This window comes from Roseateles sp. (assembly GCF_044373315.1).
Classification (GTDB): Bacteria; Pseudomonadota; Gammaproteobacteria; order Burkholderiales; family Burkholderiaceae_C; genus JACDQM01.
The window spans coordinates 16,361-32,782 of record NZ_JBILQK010000021.1 but is presented as its reverse complement, the minus strand read 5'-3'; the positions used below and the strand labels follow the sequence as shown (position 1 = coordinate 32,782).

Sequence of the window (16,422 nt, the reverse complement as noted above, 5' to 3'; positions counted from 1 at the left end):
CCAGGCATGACCCCAGCGCCGCAACCCGGAAGCTTCTGGTTTACCCTTGGCGCATGTTGTCCACCAAGCCGTTACGTCTCCTGCGTCTGCACCACCTCGCCCTCGTCCTGGCGCTCTCGCTGGGCCTACTGGCCGGCTGCGCCACCCTGGACGAAAAGCAGCGCGAGTGGATCTTCCAGCCCAGTGACCGGACCTGGTCCGGCGGCTTGGCCGCGGCGCAGGGCATGGACGATGTCTGGATCCGCTTCGAATCCAAGCTCAGCAATGAGTCCGTCCAGCTGCATGGCCTGTGGCTGCCGGCAGCCAAGCCGGACGCGCCGGTGCTGCTGTATCTGCACGGCGCGCGCTGGGATGTGCGCGGCAGCGCCAACCGCATGCGGCGCATGCAGGAGCTGGGCTTCTCGGTGCTGGGGGTCGATTACCGCGGCTTCGGCCAGAGCGGCCACGGCAAGCTGCTGCCTTCGGAAGACATGGCCTACGAGGACGCGCGCGCTGCCTGGGACTGGCTGGCGCAGCAACATCCCGGCCGTGCCCGCTACATCTTCGGCCACTCGCTGGGCGGGGCCATCGCGGTGCAGCTGGCCAGCGAGGTGCAGCAGCAGGCCGCGGGCCTGATCGTCGAAGGCACCTTCACCTCGATTCCCGAGGTGGTGAGCCAGTACCGCTGGGGCTGGCTGCCGGTGGGGCCGCTGATCACGCAGCGCTTCGAGTCGGCGGAGCGCATCGCCCGGGTGCGCATGCCGGTGCTGATCGTGCATGGCCGCGAGGACCGCACCATTCCCTGGTCACTGGGACAGGCCTTGTACGAGCGCGCACCGGAGCCCAAGCGCTTCGTGCTGGTGGACGGCGGCACCCACCACAACACCAATGCAATCGGCCAGCCGCTGTACCGCGCCGCGCTGGCCGAGATGTTCGGCCTGGGCAGCCCTGCTGCGGCGCCCGCTGCCGCTCAGCTCAAGCCGGGGCCCAGCAACGCTGGCGCAGCAGGGGGCTGATGCGGTAACGCTCGCTGCGGTAGGCCTCGAACAGGCCGTCCAGCAACTCGCTGACGCGCGGCGCACCAAGCAGGGGCAGCCACTCGAAGGGGCCGGCCGGATAGTTGACGCCTAGCTTCATGGCCAGATCAGCGCCCTGCTCATCGCAGACGCCCTGCCACACCGCGTCGGCGCCCTCGTTGACCAGCATGGCCACGGTGCGCGCCACGGCAAGACCTGGCACATCGCGCAGCAGCAGCAACTCCCAGCCCAAGGCATGCCACAGCTGGGTCAGAAGCTGGCGCGCGGCCTCGCCGGCCTGCGGTGCAAAGGCCACCGCCAGGCCATCGGCCCGGTCCGGCGCCAGCGGCCAGTCCATCACCGCCAGTTGCGGGTGGCTGCGCTCATGCGCCAGCTGCGCCGCACAGCGGCCACTCGTCAGGTGCACCTGCAGATCACCGATCTGCAGGCCGCTCCAGTCGGCTGATTCGCCGCGGGTGATGTTCAGGCCCTTCTGCGTCATCCAGTCGGCAAGGCGCTCGACCAGTGCACCGCGCCCGCAAACGCTGAGGACCGGCAGTTCGCCATCAAAGGCCGGCACCGGCGCAGCTGCCGCCGGCGTGCCGACGTAGAAGCCCTTGCCCACCTTGCGGCCCAGGCGACCGCCATCGACCAGCGCCTTCTGCACCAGCGAGGGCACATAGCGCTTGTCGCCGAAGTTGGCATCGAAGACTGACTGCGTCACCAGGTAGTTGGTGTCGTGGCCGATCAGGTCCATCAGCTCGCAAGGGCCCATGCGGAAGCCCGCGCCGCGCAGCGCGCGGTCCAACACGGCGGGCTCGGCGCCCTGTTCCTGCAGCACGGCCAGGGTCTCGGCGTAATAGGGCCGCGCGATGCGGTTGACGATGAAACCCGGCGTGCTTTTGGCATGCACCGGCGTCTTGCCCCAGCGCTTGGACAGCGCGTGGATCGCGTCGGCCACCGAGGCCTCGGTCTCGGCGCCCCACACCACCTCCACAAGCTTCATCAGCGGCACCGGGTTGAAGAAGTGCATGCCCACCAGGCGCTGCGGGTTCGTCATGCCATTGGCCAGCGCGGTGATGCTGATCGACGAGGTGTTGGACGCGATGATCGCGTCCGCCGGCAGCAGCGTATCCAGCTCGCGCAGCAGGGCCTGCTTGGGTTCCAGCTTCTCGACGATGACCTCGATCACCAGCGCAACGTCCGCCAGCTCAGCCGTGGCCGCGGCCGGGCTGATGCGGGCCAGCACCGCATCGCGCTCGGCGGCTTCCATGCGACCCTTGGCCACCAGTCCGTCCAGCGCCTTGGCAATCGAGGCGATCGCCGCTGCAGCGGCGCCTTCGCGCACATCCAGCAGCTTTACCGCATGGCCGGCCTGCGCGGCCACCTGGGCAATACCTGCCCCCATCACACCGGCGCCGATCACACCCACCGTTGCCTGTGCCGCCTCGCCGGCCACGCGCCATTGCTTCATTGCGTTCTCGTTCATGTCTTCGGTCTCGATCAATCCTTGTGGGGCACCCAAGCGGCGGGGCGCTTGGCCAGAAAGGCCGCAAAGCCCTCGCGCGCCTCGTCGCCCATCCGAACGCGGGAGATGGTCTGTGCGGTCAGCTCGCGCACGCTGCTGCTGATCGGGCCGACCTCCAGCTGCTCAAACAGCTTCTTGATCTCGGCCTGCGCCTGCGGGCCGTTCATCAGCAGCTCAGCGATCCAGCGTTCGACGGCGGCATCCAGCGCATCCAGCGCCACCACCTCATGCACTAGGCCCATGGCCAGCGCCTCGGCGGCGGGGATGCGGCTGGCGGTGAGCGCCAGGCGGCGCGCCTGGCGCGGGCCGACGGCATTGATCACATAGGGGCCGATCACCGCCGGCAGGATGCCAAAGCGCGCCTCGCTGACGGCGAACTTGGCGTCATCAGACGCGATGGCGATGTCGCAGGCAGCAGTCAGGCCGACGCCGCCGCCCAGCGCCACGCCCTGCACACGGGCGATGGTCGGCTTGGGACAAACAGCAATGCGGTGCAGCATGGCGGCGAAGCCCCGCGCGTCTTCCAGATTCCACTCATGCGTGGCCTCGGAGGCGCGCTTCATCCACTGGATGTCGGCGCCAGCGCTGAACGCCTTGCCGGCGCCACACAGCACGATCACGCGCACCGCCGGGTCCTTAGCAAGCCGGTCGAAGGCCTCGCCCAGCTCGACAATCATGGCCTCATTGAAGGCGTTGAACACCTCGGGGCGGTTCATCTGCACGCGGGCCACGCCGCGCGGGTCGATGGCGATCTCTAGGGTCTGCACGGTTCAGCACTCCTCCTGCTCGAGGACATGAGTATCGCAGTGCAGCATCAGGCCCCGTGCGGGCAGCGCGCCCAAAGAAAAAGGGCCGCGCATCAGCTGCGCGGCCCGACTCATCGAACATCAGGCCTGAGCGAGGGAGCGTGCCCCGACTCAGAACCGGCTCAGTTCACCGTGACGACGGACGCCTCGCGACCCGGCATGCCGTCACGCCACATCAGCAGCAAGCCCGACTGCGACGGCGAAGCCGTTGCACCTGCCGGCGACGACCCGACCGAAATCGAGCCAGATGCGTTAGCGGGCAGGCCGAAAGCCGACGAACTTGCCGTGAACCGGGGCGCGGACAACTGGTAGGTCATCGGGCCGATGGTGTCGGTGATGGCGCCGGTGAAGTAGTTGTCGAAGCCCAGCACGCGGAACTTGAAAGGCTGCGCCGGATCGATGACGGTCTGGGCGCTGCCGGCATAAGTCGGCCGCACCGGGACGGTCAGAATCCAGTTACTGCTGTTCAGGTCCGCAATCGTGAAGAAGAACGCGGAGGATGGGCAGGTGGTCGCGTTGCAGCCGGCGCCGAGCTTCTGCAGGAATGCCAGATTCTGGTTGCCGGTCGAACGGGACGCCGTCACCTGCCAGTCGTAGACACCGTCGCCATTGGTATCGATCTGCACGCGCACCGTCAGGCTCATGTTCGGCGTGCTGACCGGGTCGAAGCGCGAGATCGCGAACTGCGCCCCGCTGTTGGGACCACCGGTGGTTCCGCCAATGTCGACACCGCGAACACCCACTGCGCGCAGATCAATCACCTGGAAGGAGTCGCCCGGTCCGGGCAAGCTGGCATACGGCAGTTGCGGACTGACACCCGTCAGCGAGAACACATCGGCCACCGCTGTCGTCGCGCCACCAGGGTTGCTGATGGCCATCGATCCCGCACCGCTGTTGAGCACCACACTGCTGGGTGCCGTGCCTTGGTGCGAGCGTCGCGGCATCACATGCCAGGGAAGGCGCACCGTCTCGCCTGCCGAAGACAGCGTCAGGTAGCCGTCATACTCGACCGCCGCCAGCAGAGCGCCGTTGTTGGCATTGCTGCCGCCGTTGACGCCCGTATCTGCCCAAACCGGCAGGCCTGCCGGGTTGATGTTCATCGTCAGCACGAAGGCCGACGAGGAGTTGGCAGGCACCGTCACCGAAGCCGGCGCGCTCAGCGTCACACCGCCGCTGGCCGCATCGTCCGCATAGCGGAAGGAATGCGAGATCGCGTAGGTCTTGGCAGAGGCCGAGTAGTTGCGCACCACCACGCGCTTGCGCAGCACCTTGCTCGACGAGATCGGCTGATAGCCGAAGGCCAGCGAGGTGCCTGCCGGGCTGGCGGCGTCCCACATCACCGTGGAGTTGTCGATGGCCGAAGCCACACGCAACTCACCCGCACCAATGCGTGTCACCGGCGCCAGCACGCCAGGCGTGCGCGCCGGGTTGGTCATGACGTTGTTGTCCGCCGCGCCCATCAGTCGCGCCTTGACCTCATGCGGCTGCAGGCTCGGATGCGCCTGCAGCACCAGCGCCGCAGCACCCGACACGACGGGCGCCGCACCGGATGTTCCGCCGAACGGTCGCGTGCCATTGCCGGTGCCCACCACGGCGCTGACGGAGGCGCCAGGGGCGCCGATGTCAGGCTTGATCAGCGAGTAGCCCGGGTTGGGTCCGCGCGAAGAGCTGGCCACCATGCTGCCATTGAGGCTGATGCGGCCGCTGAAGCTCATCGTGGCATTTACGACACCACCCGCCAGCGCCGTGCGCAGCGCATTGCCGGCAGCCTGGGTGATCACGAAGGTCGTGTTGTAGACCGTGCCGCCGCCGCCGAAGGCGAACGACGGCGGATCGTTAGCAACCACGTTGTCATCGATGACCACCGCGATAGCACCCGCATTGGTCGCATTGGCCGTCTTGATGCTGGCAGCGCAGCCATTGCGACGGATCAGCGCAATCGAGCCAGCAAAGAAGTTGGCCGGATACGCCGAGCACCCGGCGCCGGTGGTGACCCCGTTCAGCGTGGTATTCGGGTCAGCCTTGAGCGGCGCACTGATGTCGCCGACCAGCGGATTGGCCCAGCTCTGCGGGGCTGTGTTGGCATTGGTGCCGCCCGGCGATGTGATCAGCGGATAGGCAAATTGGCCGCTCACCTGGGTCTGCGCCACGGAGATGGCTTCCGGCGCCGACGAGGGCGAGCCGTTGATGTAGGGGATGTCGCCGCCATTGCCGGCCGAGGCCGACACCACGACACCGAAGCGCACCACGTTCTGAGTCGCTGCGGAACTCGGGTTCTCGCGCTGACCGAAATCACCGCCCAGCGACATGTTCACCACGTCCACCGCATCGCTCAGGTCGCCGTCCATATTCGGATCGAGCGAGGCGTCCAGACCTTGCAAGATAGCCAGGCCGTTGCAGCTGGTGGCCACCGCGCTGCAGACCTTGAAGCCATAGAGCTGAGCACCGGGCGCCATGCCCTTCCATGTGCCGTCGGCACTGAGGCCGGCCGTGATATCAGCCACATTGGTGCCATGGCCCTGGCAGTCGATCGGGTTCGGATCCGGCTCAAGCGCTGCGTTCACTGTGTTCGGCCAGCGTTCGCCGACGAAGTCATAGCCGCCAACCACCTTGCTGGTCCAGGTTGGGGCGGTGGTGTTCTGTGTGGTGCGGCCGCAGCTCGCAGCGCCATAGGCTGCCTGATAGGCCGCCACCGTGCCGGCGCCGCCGAGGTTGCGGTGGGTGAAGTCGATGCCGGAATCGAGGATCGCGATGCGGATGCCGCTGCCGTCAACCGAGGGGTTGCGGTTGCGTACCGTGTTGGCGCCGACGTACTCGGTGGTGGTAGACAAGGCGAGTGTCGTGTCCTCCACCAACATCAGGCTGCTGATGCCGCCCATCTTTGACAATGCTGGCAGTTGGGCTGAATCGATCGACAACAGCACGCCGTTGCTGGCGTTGGTCAGCTGCCCGGCGACCGTGCCACCCAGCGATTGCGCGGCGCTGATGACAGCGGCTTGCTTGGACCTGAGCTGCTGCGTGTAGCTGCGCTGTTGATCGGCCGTCCAGGGCACCGACTTGCGCGCCGCGCCTGGCGCACGGGCGGCCACCAGGGCGGCCGCCAGCGGCGGATCAGGCAGATAGGCGATGACATTGACGCGCTGACCGGCCACTGCAGGCAAGTCGACAGCCAGCGCATTGACGGGTGCGGCAACGGGGTTGGCGGCCTGCACAGCCACCAGCTGCGCATGGGCGGAAACACTGAGGGCGCAAAGCGCCGCTGTGGCCAGGGCCACTCGATTCAGCATGAACATGAAGTCTCCTAGAGGCTCATTCAATCAATCGTCGGACAAGACGGGCGCAGCACGGCATGTACATCGGGCTGGCGCCGGGGCTTGAGCGTTCGACTCAGGACTTGCGGGATGCCACGCGGCGGCGCGAAACACCGGCCATCAAGGCCAGCGCGGCGAGGCTCAGCGCCAGCGCACCGGGCTCAGGCACATAGGCATTGATCGCGTAGTCATCGAGGTCCCAGCTCGTATTGCCGTAGAAGTCTGCCCAGTTCGCCACCGCTCCAGCACCGGCATTGGCCGGGCCGTCATTCGTGCCGAGGGTGTCAAACACCGGTGTCGCGAACTCATCTTCCGGGTCCACGCCCCAGAACGAAAGTGCAATGTAGTAGTCGCCCAACCCGAGAAAGGTCGAGAAGGCCGACTGCGTATTGCCGCTGGCCAGGTCCACGTCGTTGTTCCAGGCCAGGCCCTTGCCGCTGCTGTCGAACAGGAACAACTGCGTGTCGACAATCGACGTGCCCTGCGTGTTGAAGAAGTAGGTGCCCGCGTAGCCGACGTTGAACTTGTACATGTCGACCAGATTGGCCGCATTGCCGCCCTTGCCGTCCGTCAAACGGCCGCTGATCTTCAGGCCGCCTTCGGCCGCGCCGACGTTATCGGCGGCACCCGGCAAGGCGCCTGTTCCGAGCAGACCCTCGGTGTAGACAGTCGGCGCCGCAAACGCGCTCGCCGAGACCAAAGCTGCCGCCATCGCGCCGGCCAGCCCCCAACTTTTCATCGACAGTCTCATGGTGGACCTCATGGTTTGAGTAGAACTCGCACGCCCGGCAAGTGGGGAAAACTCTGTCCCGACTGCTGCGAGCTCTTGGCTCGATAGGGCGACGCGCGTGGGTCTTCAAATAGCAGTTTGCGTGCCATGGCGCCGCCTCCCCAATCGTGGACATGCATCCGTCACGATGGGCTGCTAGACACTTCGAGCCGGTGTAAAACGGATCGACATCGGACTAACCCGATACCCCTGGTGAAAGTCCCTACGGCAAGACCTGACACCATGCAAGGGCATGCGCTGCAACTCGGCGAGTAAACAGTCGCTCGCCACTGCATCTGTTCGTCGAGACCATGACGTTGGCCGTGCTGCGTGAGGCCAGTTGCGCCAATGAGGCCGGCCCCAGCAGCCTGCGCTGCCGGTCTGCCCCACCACCATGCCGATGTGGATTCGGCATTCGATGGCTGGAACGTTGCCAAACTGCGGCCCGGCTTAGAGGTGTTGTGCATTGAGGCCGATCTCGCCACGTCGGCCTACTCGGTGCTGGCCCTTCAGGGGTTGGGCGGCAAGTGCGGCACGCTGCGCAGACCGAGGCCGACTGGCTCACACCGCCGCCCGGCGCCACACCTTGGACGCGAGCGATGGTCAGCTTGGAACACCCGGCAATGCGGTGCAGCCTGGCGGCGCAGCCGCGCGCAATCTCCAGATTCCATTCATGCGCGGCCTCTGAAGCGAGATTCATCCACTGAATGTCGGCACCGGCGCTGAACGCCTTGCAGGCGCCTCACCGCAAAGTCACCCGCTCAGCCGGGTCGATGGCAAAGGTCACGGCATTCTTGGCGAACACTTTGTTCCGTTTGGCAACGTGCGGCAGTTTGCGGAATAGCACGTCGGGATCGCAGCGGCAGGTGACGGGGGGGCTTTCAGTTGCGCAAAACCCACCGATCTTTGACGTTATTCTTGACGCACTCAAATCTTGCCAGAGCGCCATGAATCCGTTCCTGCTCGCAGCCGCCCTGCCCGTCACATTGATATCCATCGCTGTGGCCAACGCCGCCTTCGCCAATAGCCTGCCCGCACCGACGCGCACCGTCTACAAATGCCAGGAAGGGCAAAAGATCTACTACTCGGACGCCCCCTGTGTAGGCGCCACAAAGGTCGACGTCACGCCGACACGCGGCCTGGACAAGTCCACCGGCCAGCAGCGCCAAGGTGCGGACGTTCAGCGAGAGCGCCATCGCGAGCAGATCGCCGAAATCATCCGCCCCGTGACAGGCATGAACGCGCAGCAACTGGAGCAGTTCGGGCGTCGTAGCAAGCTCACGCCCGAGGCGCAGAAGGAGTGTCGTCGGCTGGACGGCGCCTTGCCGCAGGCCGAGCAGGCTGAGCGCGCGGCGCGGGGAAACTCAGAGCGCCAAGCCGCCGAGCAGACCTTGTTCAAGCTGCGCCAGCAGTTCCGCGAACTGAGCTGCGAGTGAAGCCACGCGCCCTGCGCGAAGGTGCGCCACCCCGAACCTGCTGCGCCACCACAATAGGGCGATGGATTCCACGACGCTTGCACCGCCCGGCATGACGCCGGCCTCCCCCTTTCTGCAGCCACTGCATCAGGGCAGCCTCGCGCTGCAGATTGAGTCCCAATGGCTCAACGCCGATCTCGGCCATGAACGCCCGCTGATCGTCTTCCTTCACGAAGGCCTGGGCTCCTTGTCGCAGTGGCGCGATTTCCCGCAGCGGCTGTGTGATGCGGCGCAGTGCCGCGGCCTGGTGTTCTCGCGCCCGGGCTACGGTCGCAGCACGCCGCGCACCGAGCCCTGGCCGCAGGACTATCTTCAGCGCCAGACCCTCGCGCTGCTGCCGGCCTACTTCGATGCGATGGGCTTGGCCAATGAGCGCCTGTTTCTGTTCGGCCACAGCGATGGCGCCAGCCTGGCGCTGCTGTTTGCCGCGGCCTATCCCGAGCGCGTGCGCGGCCTGGTGGCGATGGCGCCGCATCTGTTCGTCGAGGACATCACGCTGGCCGGGCTGCGCGAGGCTAAACGCGCCTATGAGGCCGAGCCCAGCAGCCTGAAGGCTGCCCTCGCGCGCCACCATGCCGATGTCGATTCGGCCTTCTATGGATGGAACGATGCCTGGCTGCGCCCCGGCTTCGAGCAGTGGAGTATCGAGGCCGATCTCGCCACGCTGGCCTGCCCGGTTCTGGCGCTGCAAGGCGTCGGCGACGAATACGGCACGCTGGCACAGATCGAGGCCGTGGGGCGCATCCATGCTGAAACGCGTGTGGTGGCGCTGCAAGAATGCGGCCATGCGCCGCAGCGCGATCAGCCCGAGGCCGTGATCGCGCACACCTTGCAATTGCTGGAGAGCTGCCTGTGAGCCCTATTGTCATCCCCATCAAGCCCGAGACCGGCCGGCGCCCCGCGCGCGGCGGCGGCCTGCGCGGCCGCCAGGCCAGCGCCGCGGCCGTGGCCGCAGTGGAGGCCTTGCTGGCCGGCCTGCCGCGTGAGCGCAGCCTGTTGATCGAATACCTGCACCGCATCCAGGACAGCCAGGGCCACTTGAGCGTGGACATGCTGGCCGCGGTGGCGCAGACGCTGAACCTGTCGCAGGCCGAGGTGCATGAGGTGGCGAGCTTCTATCACCACTTCGACATCGTGCGTGAAGGCGAAGCCCCGCCGGCACCGCTGACGCTGCGCATCTGCAATTCCTTCTCCTGCTCGATGGCCGGCAGCGCCGGCTTGAGCGACACGATGCGACAGCTGCTGGGCGAGCAGCGCGAGTTGCGCGTCGTCGAGGTGCCTTGCATGGGCCGCTGCGAAGGCGCGCCGGTGGCGATGCTGGGCCAGCGCCCGCTCCCACACGCCACGCCTGCTGCGCTGCAGGCGCTGATCGCCGTCGGCGACACGCGCGAGCCGCTGCCGGCCGTGCAGTCGCTGCAAGACTACCTTGCCGACGGCGGCTGGCGCGTGTTGGACGAGTTGATTGCCGGGCAGCGCAGCGCCGAGGCCGCGATCAAGGCGCTCAGCGACGCCGGCCTGCGCGGCCTGGGCGGCGCGGGCTTTCCGCTCGGCCGCAAATGGGAGATCGTGCGCAGCCACGCCGCGCCGCGCCTGCTGGCGGTCAACATCGACGAAGGCGAGCCCGGCACCTTCAAGGACCGCTACTACCTGGAGCGGCGGCCGCATCAATTCCTGGAAGGCATGCTGATCGCCGCGCATTGCGTGGGCATCAACGCAATCTACATCTATGTGCGCGACGAGTACCACGCGCTGCGCCAGGTGCTGGCCGATGCGGTGGCCGAGCTGCAGCAGCGCCGGCATGACCTGCCCCCCATCCACCTGCGCCGCGGTGCCGGCGCCTATGTGTGCGGCGAGGAGTCGGCCATGATCGAGTCGCTGGAGGGCAAGCGCGGCTGGCCGCGCCAGCGCCCGCCCTATCTGGCCGAGGTGGGCCTGTTCGGCCGCCCCACGCTGGAGCACAACATGGAGTCGCTCTACTGGGTTCCGGAGATCCTGGCCAAGGGCGTGGACGCTTTCGAGGCCCAGGGCCGGCGCGGCCGCAAGGGACTGCGCAGCTTCTCGGTCTCAGGCCGGGTGGCGCGGCCGGGCGTCTATGTGGCGCCGGCCGGCATCACCTTGCAGGAGCTGCTGGACGACTACGCAGGCGGCATGGCGCCGGGCCATGAGCTCTATGGCTACTTCCCCGGCGGCGCCTCGGGTGGCATGCTGCCGGCCCGTCTGGCGGATGTGCCGCTGGACTTCGACACGTTGCAGCCGCATGGTGGCTTTATCGGCTCGGCCGCCATCATCGTGTTCTCCACCGCCGACAGCGCGCGCGATCTGGCGCTCAAGGCGATGGAGTTCTTCGCGCACGAGAGCTGCGGCCAGTGCGTTCCCTGCCGCGAAGGCACGCACCAAGCCGTGCAGCTGATGCGCGCGCCGCGCTGGGACCGCGCGCTGCTGGAAGAGCTGGGCGAGGTAATGGCCGATGCGTCGATCTGCGGCCTGGGCCAGGCCGCGCCCAATCCGATGCGCTGCGCTCTGCAGTATTTCCCGCAGGAGTTCGGCGATGAGTGAGCGCAAGGAGCCGATGATCAACTTCACGCTGGATGGCCAGCCCCTCAGCGCCCAGCCTGGCCAGACAATCTGGCAGGCCGCGCGTGACGCCAAGATTTCGATCCCGCATCTGTGCCACAGCGACGGCCTGACGCCGGCCGGCAACTGCCGCGCCTGCGTGGTCGAGATTGCCGGCGAACGCGCACTGGCCGCCTCCTGCTGCCGCACGCCGCGCGAAGGCATGGCGGTGACGCAGAACAACGAGCGCGTCCAACGCAGCCAGCGCCTGGTGCTGGAGCTGCTCGCGGCCAAGGCGCCCGAAGTGGCGCACACGCGCAACTCCGAGCTGACGCAGTGGCGCGAGGCCAAGGGCATCCAGCAGCCGCGCTTTGCCCGCCCGGTGCACACGCCGGCGCCGGATTTCAGCCACCCGGCCTTCAGCGTGCAGCTGGACGCCTGCATCCAATGCATGCGCTGCGTGCGCGCCTGCCGCGACGAACAGGTCAACGATGTGCTGGGCATCGCCGGCTGGGGCGAGCACACCCGCATCGCCTTCGATGCCGACGAGACCCTGGGCCAGAGCAGCTGTGTGGCCTGCGGCGAATGCGTGCAGGCCTGCCCGACCGGCGCACTGGCGACCGCCAAGGGCGTGGCGCTGATCGAGGAAGACGAGACCGTGGATTCGGTCTGCCCCTACTGCGGCGTAGGCTGCCAGGTGGCCTACCGCGTCAGCGAAGGCCGCGTCATTGAAGCGCTAGGCCGCGACGGCCCGGCCAACCACGGGCGGCTGTGCGTCAAGGGCCGCTACGGCTGGGACTATGTGAGCAGCCCCGAGCGACTCACCGCACCGCTGATCCGCCGCGCCGGCGTGGCCAAGGACCCGGCGCAGATCGACGCGGTGCGCCGCGGCGAGCTGCCGCTGTCAGCCCTGTTCCGCGAGGCCAGCTGGGACGAGGCGCTAGACTTTGCCGCCGCGGGCCTGAAGCGCCTGCGCGACAGCCATCCTCAAGGCGCAGCCAGCCCGTTGGCCGGTTTCGGCTCGGCCAAGGGCAGCAACGAAGAGGCTTATCTGTTCCAGAAACTGGTGCGCCAGGGTTTCGGCACGCACAACGTCGACCACTGCACGCGGCTTTGCCATGCCAGCTCGGTGGCGGCGCTACTGGAGGGCATAGGCTCGGGCTCAGTCAGCAACCCGGTGGCCGATGTGGCGCGCTCGGACTTCGTGCTGCTGATCGGTGCCAACCCCAGCTCCAACCATCCGGTGGCGGCGAGCTTCATCAAGAACGCCGTGAAACGCCATCACGCCAAACTGGTGGTGGCCGATCCGCGCCGCCAGCCGCTGGTGCAGCACGCGTGGCGGCATCTGGCCTTCCGGCCCGACAGCGATGTGGCGATGCTCAATGCGATGCTGCATGTGATCATCGAAGAGGGGCTGACCGACCCGGACTTCATCGCCGCACGCGTCAAGGGCTTCGACGCGGTGAAGGCCGCGGTGGCCGACTGCACGCCCGAGCGCATGAGTGACATCTGCGGGCTCGCGCCCGACACGCTGCGCGAGGTGGCACGCGCCTATGCCACCGCGCGCGCCGCGATGATCTTCTGGGGCATGGGCATCAGCCAGCATGTGCACGGCACCGACAACGTGCGAGCCCTGATCGCGCTGGCGATGATCACCGGCCAGATCGGCCGGCCCGGCACCGGCCTGCATCCCTTGCGCGGGCAGAACAATGTGCAGGGCGCGTCCGACGCGGGGCTGATCCCGATGATGCTGCCCAACTACCAGCGCGTGGTGCGCGACGAAGTGCGCGCGCATTTCTCGCAGCTGTGGGGCGCTGGCTTCGATGCCGCCGGCGACCAGCCGGGCCTGACCGTGGTGGAGATCGTGCACGCGGCGTATGAGGGCCGCATCAAGGGCATGTACATCGAGGGGGAGAACCCGGCGATGTCGGACCCCGACCTGGACCATGCGCGCGCCGGCCTGGCGCGGCTGGAGCATCTGGTGGTGCAGGACATCTTCACCACCGAGACGGCGATCCTGGCCGATGTGGTCTTGCCCGCATCCTCACATCTGGAGAAATGGGGCAGCTACACCAACACCGACCGCCTGATCCAGCCTGGCCGGCCCGCGATGCGGCCGCCCGGCCAGGCACGACAGGACCTGTGGACACTGGAGCAGATCGCCCGCCGCATCGGCCTGGACTGGCACTACTGGCGCGACGAGGACGGCACCGGCCATGCCGCCGCCGAGGCGCCGGTGGCGCGCGTCTACGAAGAAATGCGCCAGGTGATGGCGCCACTGGCCGGCGTACCCTGGGCGCGGCTGCAGCGCGAAGGCGCGGTGGAGACGCCCGCCGCGCGCGAGGACGAGCCAGGTGATGCGGTGCTGTTCATGCAGCACTTCCCCACGCCCGATGGCCTGGCGCAGCTGATGCCAACGCGCTTCACGCCCGGCCCCGAGCAGCCCGATGCCGACTATCCGCTGGTGCTGGCCACCGGCCGTGTGCTGGAACACTGGCATGGCGGCGCGATGACGCGGCGCGCCAGCGTGCTGGACGCCCTATCGCCGCAGCCGCTGATCAGCCTGCATCCCGAGGACGCCGCGACGCTGCGCCTGCAAGATGGTCAGGTCGTGACGATGAGCTCGCGCCACGGCGTCGTACAGGCGCAGCTGCAGATCAGCCCCGAAGTTCAACCGGGCCAGGTCTTCTTGCCCTTCTGCTACTGGGAAGCAGCGGCCAACACCCTGACCGGCAGCGCGCTGGACCCCAGCGGCAAGATTCCCGGCTTCAAGGTCACGGCGGTGCGGCTCGAGGCCTGAGGCCCACAGGCTGGCAATGCGGGTAAATCCTTGTCCGCTTGTCAGCAAGCTGTCGCGTTGGGCTTCAGATAATGGGCCAATCTGGTGCACATGAGCAGCGCCAGCCCTGAGCCCAAGACAGGAGCACGCATGCATGCTGTGACCAAGCTGGAGTTGCTGCCCTCAGCAGGGATAGAGCTCCCGCCACAAGAAACCGAGGCCTGCCTGGCAGCGCTGGCAGCACTCGGCCTGGACCGCTTTGTGCGCGCCCACGCGGCCACCGGCATGCTGACGCTCACGCCACAGGCCGCCAGCAGCCTAGTGGGCGACTGCGACACTACCTCGCTGTGCCGCAGCCTGGCGCTCGATACCCATGGCAGCGAAGCGGATCTGCATCGCGAAATCTGGCTGGCCTTGCTGGCGGCGCCGCGCACGCTGGCCTTCCCCAGTCTGGCCGAGCTGCATGCCGCCGTGCGCATGCGCGCGAATATCGTGCGGGCAGCGCGCAAGACCGCACTGGCCTTCCACACCAAGGAGGCCGAGCGGCCCGAGGGCCTGTGGACCTATGCGCGCGAGACCGGCTTCACCGTGCTGCCCAGCGTCAGCCTGATCGAGGCGCTGGAGCGCGCCACCCAGCCCGAGCGCAGCGGCCGGCTCTACGACTTCTCCTGCTACCGCGCCACCGAATATGTGATCCTGCTGGCCATGGCCCAGGAAGCGCGCCAGCATCACCCCGAGCTGTACGACCGCATGCAGCGCCAGAGTGAAATCCGCGCGGTGATGTCGGGCGAGTTCCACGACGTCTTCCTGCGCGAGCTCGGTGACACCGAAGATCCGCTGCCGCCGGCCTATTACGTGCCGGGCGACCGGGTCTGGTTCCGCAACCCGGATTCAGCCTCGTCCGATGTCACCGGCTTTGAGGGCTCCTGGGTCTTCTATCTGGGCGACGGGCTGTTCTCCAACTTCTGGAAGCGCGATCAGCCTTTTACCCTGCAGAGCAAGTGCCTGGAGATCTACCACTGGCGCCACGGCCTCTTCCATGACGCCGCGGGCGAGCCGCAGCTCAACGAGGACATCGTGGCCGAGCGGGTGGCGCAGACGCTGCAGGACCCGGCCGAGACCGCACGCATCGTCGAACGCATGATGCGGCTGCGCGACCCCAAGGGCGTGTATCAGTGGGGCGGTTGCATTGACCGCACGCGCGAGAGCCCGCGCTGGGTCTGCCCCGGCAGCAGCGATGTGCTGCTGCCTGACGCCTGATTCAGCGACACCACGCTAAGCGAAAGCCCTGAGCCATGATCCTCGAAGTCGCCGAAATCACCATCCCGGTCGGCCAGAACGCCGCCTTCGAAGAGGCGATCCATCGCGGCGTTCGCACCGTGATCTCGAATGCGCAGGGCTTTCTGCGCTACCAGGTGCAGCGCGGCATCGAGTCGCCCGAGCGCTATCTACTGCTGATCGAGTGGGCCACGCTGGAAGACCACACCGTGCACTTCCGAGGCGGGCCGCTGTTTGCGCAGTGGCGCGCCATCGTCGGCTCCTTCTTCGCCACACCGCCGCGGGTTGAGCATTTCGCGCTGACCTGAGGCGGCGACAGCGGCGCCCGGCATGAAAAAGGGCGCCAGCGGCGCCCTTTCTCTCTGCTGCGAAGCAGACCGCGAAGGTCAATTACTTCTTGGCCTTCTTGGCGGCGGGCTTGGCCGCAGCCTTGGCCGGCTTGGCCTCGGCCTTGGCAGCCTTGCGGGCAGCAGCCTTGGGGTCGACAGCAGCCTTGAAGCCAGCGCCGGGGGTGAACTTCGGCAGCTTGGCTGCAGCGATCTTGATCTTCTCGCCGGTGCTGGGGTTCACGCCAGTACGGGCAGCGCGAGCGTGCTGCTTGAAGGAGCCGAAGCCGGGGATCGACACCGTGCCGCCCTTTTTGACGGTGGTCACGACCGCGTCCAGCAGGGTCTCGACGATGCGGCCGGCCTCGGCCTTGCTCAGCTCGTGCTTGCCAGCCAGATGCTCAATCAGTTCGGTCTTGTTCATTCCTAGTTCTCTGTTCAATTGAAGCCCGACGATCACGGGCAGGCCGGATTTTGCCCTGATCTGGGCACGATGCCGATGGGCACGAGGGAAAATGCTGACGACCTGCCTTGCAGAAGGTACGCACAACTCGCTCGTTCGGGGTACCGCGCCGCATGCGACACTGCGGCTGCCCTTTGCC

The 16,422-nt window shown here is 67.3% G+C and carries 13 protein-coding genes; 7 read left to right on the top strand and 6 right to left on the bottom strand.

Going from position 1 to position 16,422, the window contains the following annotated elements:
- Positions 1-53 precede the first annotated feature (53 nt).
- Positions 54-995, top strand: a complete 942-nt coding sequence (locus ACIQ67_RS07425) for an alpha/beta hydrolase (RefSeq protein ID WP_397533719.1) — start codon at positions 54-56, stop codon at positions 993-995.
- Here the strand turns inward: ACIQ67_RS07425 and ACIQ67_RS07420 are convergent.
- The 5 genes from ACIQ67_RS07420 to ACIQ67_RS07400 all read right to left on the bottom strand — a co-directional run bounded on the left by ACIQ67_RS07420 (position 955) and on the right by ACIQ67_RS07400 (position 8,358).
- Positions 955-2,484: a 3-hydroxyacyl-CoA dehydrogenase gene (locus ACIQ67_RS07420; RefSeq protein WP_397533718.1), complete on the bottom strand. Its 1,530-nt coding sequence runs from the start codon at positions 2,482-2,484 to the stop codon at positions 955-957. The two genes, ACIQ67_RS07425 and ACIQ67_RS07420, sit on opposite strands and share 41 nt — an antisense overlap.
- 14 nt (positions 2,485-2,498) lie before the next feature.
- Positions 2,499-3,290, bottom strand: coding sequence for an enoyl-CoA hydratase-related protein (locus ACIQ67_RS07415; protein ID WP_397533717.1), 792 nt, complete (start codon positions 3,288-3,290; stop codon positions 2,499-2,501).
- A gap of 161 nt (positions 3,291-3,451) precedes the next feature.
- A complete protein-coding gene (locus tag ACIQ67_RS07410; protein ID WP_397533716.1) occupies positions 3,452-6,622 on the bottom strand; it encodes a S8 family serine peptidase in 3,171 nt (1,056 codons plus the stop codon).
- Between the two features lie 94 nt (positions 6,623-6,716).
- Positions 6,717-7,379, bottom strand: a complete 663-nt coding sequence (locus ACIQ67_RS07405) for a PEP-CTERM sorting domain-containing protein (protein ID WP_397533715.1) — start codon at positions 7,377-7,379, stop codon at positions 6,717-6,719.
- Between the two features lie 772 nt (positions 7,380-8,151).
- A complete protein-coding gene (locus ACIQ67_RS07400; RefSeq protein WP_397533714.1) occupies positions 8,152-8,358 on the bottom strand; it encodes a hypothetical protein in 207 nt (68 codons plus the stop codon).
- Between ACIQ67_RS07400 and ACIQ67_RS07395 the strand changes: the two genes are divergently transcribed.
- The 6 genes from ACIQ67_RS07395 to ACIQ67_RS07370 all read left to right on the top strand — a co-directional run bounded on the left by ACIQ67_RS07395 (position 8,357) and on the right by ACIQ67_RS07370 (position 15,802).
- Positions 8,357-8,845: a DUF4124 domain-containing protein gene (locus ACIQ67_RS07395; protein WP_397533713.1), complete on the top strand. Its 489-nt coding sequence runs from the start codon at positions 8,357-8,359 to the stop codon at positions 8,843-8,845. The genes ACIQ67_RS07400 and ACIQ67_RS07395 overlap by 2 nt on opposite strands.
- Before the next feature lie 61 nt (positions 8,846-8,906).
- Positions 8,907-9,740: an alpha/beta fold hydrolase gene (locus ACIQ67_RS07390; protein ID WP_397533712.1), complete on the top strand. Its 834-nt coding sequence runs from the start codon at positions 8,907-8,909 to the stop codon at positions 9,738-9,740.
- The gene (locus tag ACIQ67_RS07385) at positions 9,737-11,440 is read left to right on the top strand and encodes an NAD(P)H-dependent oxidoreductase subunit E (protein WP_397533711.1); all 1,704 of its coding nucleotides are present in this window, start codon (positions 9,737-9,739) and stop codon (positions 11,438-11,440) included. Before ACIQ67_RS07390 ends, ACIQ67_RS07385 begins: the two co-directional genes overlap by 4 nt.
- Positions 11,433-14,237 (top strand): formate dehydrogenase subunit alpha, encoded by a 2,805-nt coding sequence (gene fdhF, locus ACIQ67_RS07380; protein WP_397533710.1) that lies wholly within the window; start codon positions 11,433-11,435, stop codon positions 14,235-14,237. Before ACIQ67_RS07385 ends, fdhF begins: the two co-directional genes overlap by 8 nt.
- A 129-nt stretch (positions 14,238-14,366) precedes the next feature.
- Positions 14,367-15,476 (top strand): hypothetical protein, encoded by a 1,110-nt coding sequence (locus ACIQ67_RS07375; RefSeq protein ID WP_397533709.1) that lies wholly within the window; start codon positions 14,367-14,369, stop codon positions 15,474-15,476.
- Positions 15,477-15,511: 35 nt separating this feature from the next.
- Entirely contained in the window at positions 15,512-15,802 is a 291-nt protein-coding gene (locus ACIQ67_RS07370) for an antibiotic biosynthesis monooxygenase family protein (protein WP_397533708.1), read from the top strand.
- Positions 15,803-15,884: 82 nt separating this feature from the next.
- Here ACIQ67_RS07370 and ACIQ67_RS07365 read toward each other — a convergent pair whose 3' ends face one another.
- Complete coding sequence (locus tag ACIQ67_RS07365) at positions 15,885-16,244, bottom strand: HU family DNA-binding protein (protein WP_397533707.1); 360 nt, start codon at positions 16,242-16,244, stop codon at positions 15,885-15,887.
- Positions 16,245-16,422 lie beyond the last annotated feature (178 nt).

Bases quoted from the DNA above. Each gene is read 5' to 3' on its own strand.
- ACIQ67_RS07425 (WP_397533719.1), top strand. From the start codon at position 54: ATGTTGTCCACCAAGCCGTTACGTCTCCTGCGTCTGCACCACCTCGCC.
- ACIQ67_RS07420 (WP_397533718.1), bottom strand. From the start codon at position 2,484: ATGAACGAGAACGCAATGAAGCAATGGCGCGTGGCCGGCGAGGCGGCA.
- ACIQ67_RS07410 (WP_397533716.1), bottom strand. From the start codon at position 6,622: ATGTTCATGCTGAATCGAGTGGCCCTGGCCACAGCGGCGCTTTGCGCC.
- ACIQ67_RS07405 (WP_397533715.1), bottom strand. From the start codon at position 7,379: ATGAAAAGTTGGGGGCTGGCCGGCGCGATGGCGGCAGCTTTGGTCTCG.
- ACIQ67_RS07395 (WP_397533713.1), top strand. From the start codon at position 8,357: ATGAATCCGTTCCTGCTCGCAGCCGCCCTGCCCGTCACATTGATATCC.
- ACIQ67_RS07400 (WP_397533714.1), bottom strand. From the start codon at position 8,358: ATGGCGCTCTGGCAAGATTTGAGTGCGTCAAGAATAACGTCAAAGATC.
- ACIQ67_RS07390 (WP_397533712.1), top strand. From the start codon at position 8,907: ATGGATTCCACGACGCTTGCACCGCCCGGCATGACGCCGGCCTCCCCC.
- fdhF (WP_397533710.1), top strand. From the start codon at position 11,433: ATGAGTGAGCGCAAGGAGCCGATGATCAACTTCACGCTGGATGGCCAG.
- ACIQ67_RS07375 (WP_397533709.1), top strand. From the start codon at position 14,367: ATGCATGCTGTGACCAAGCTGGAGTTGCTGCCCTCAGCAGGGATAGAG.
- ACIQ67_RS07370 (WP_397533708.1), top strand. From the start codon at position 15,512: ATGATCCTCGAAGTCGCCGAAATCACCATCCCGGTCGGCCAGAACGCC.
- ACIQ67_RS07365 (WP_397533707.1), bottom strand. From the start codon at position 16,244: ATGAACAAGACCGAACTGATTGAGCATCTGGCTGGCAAGCACGAGCTG.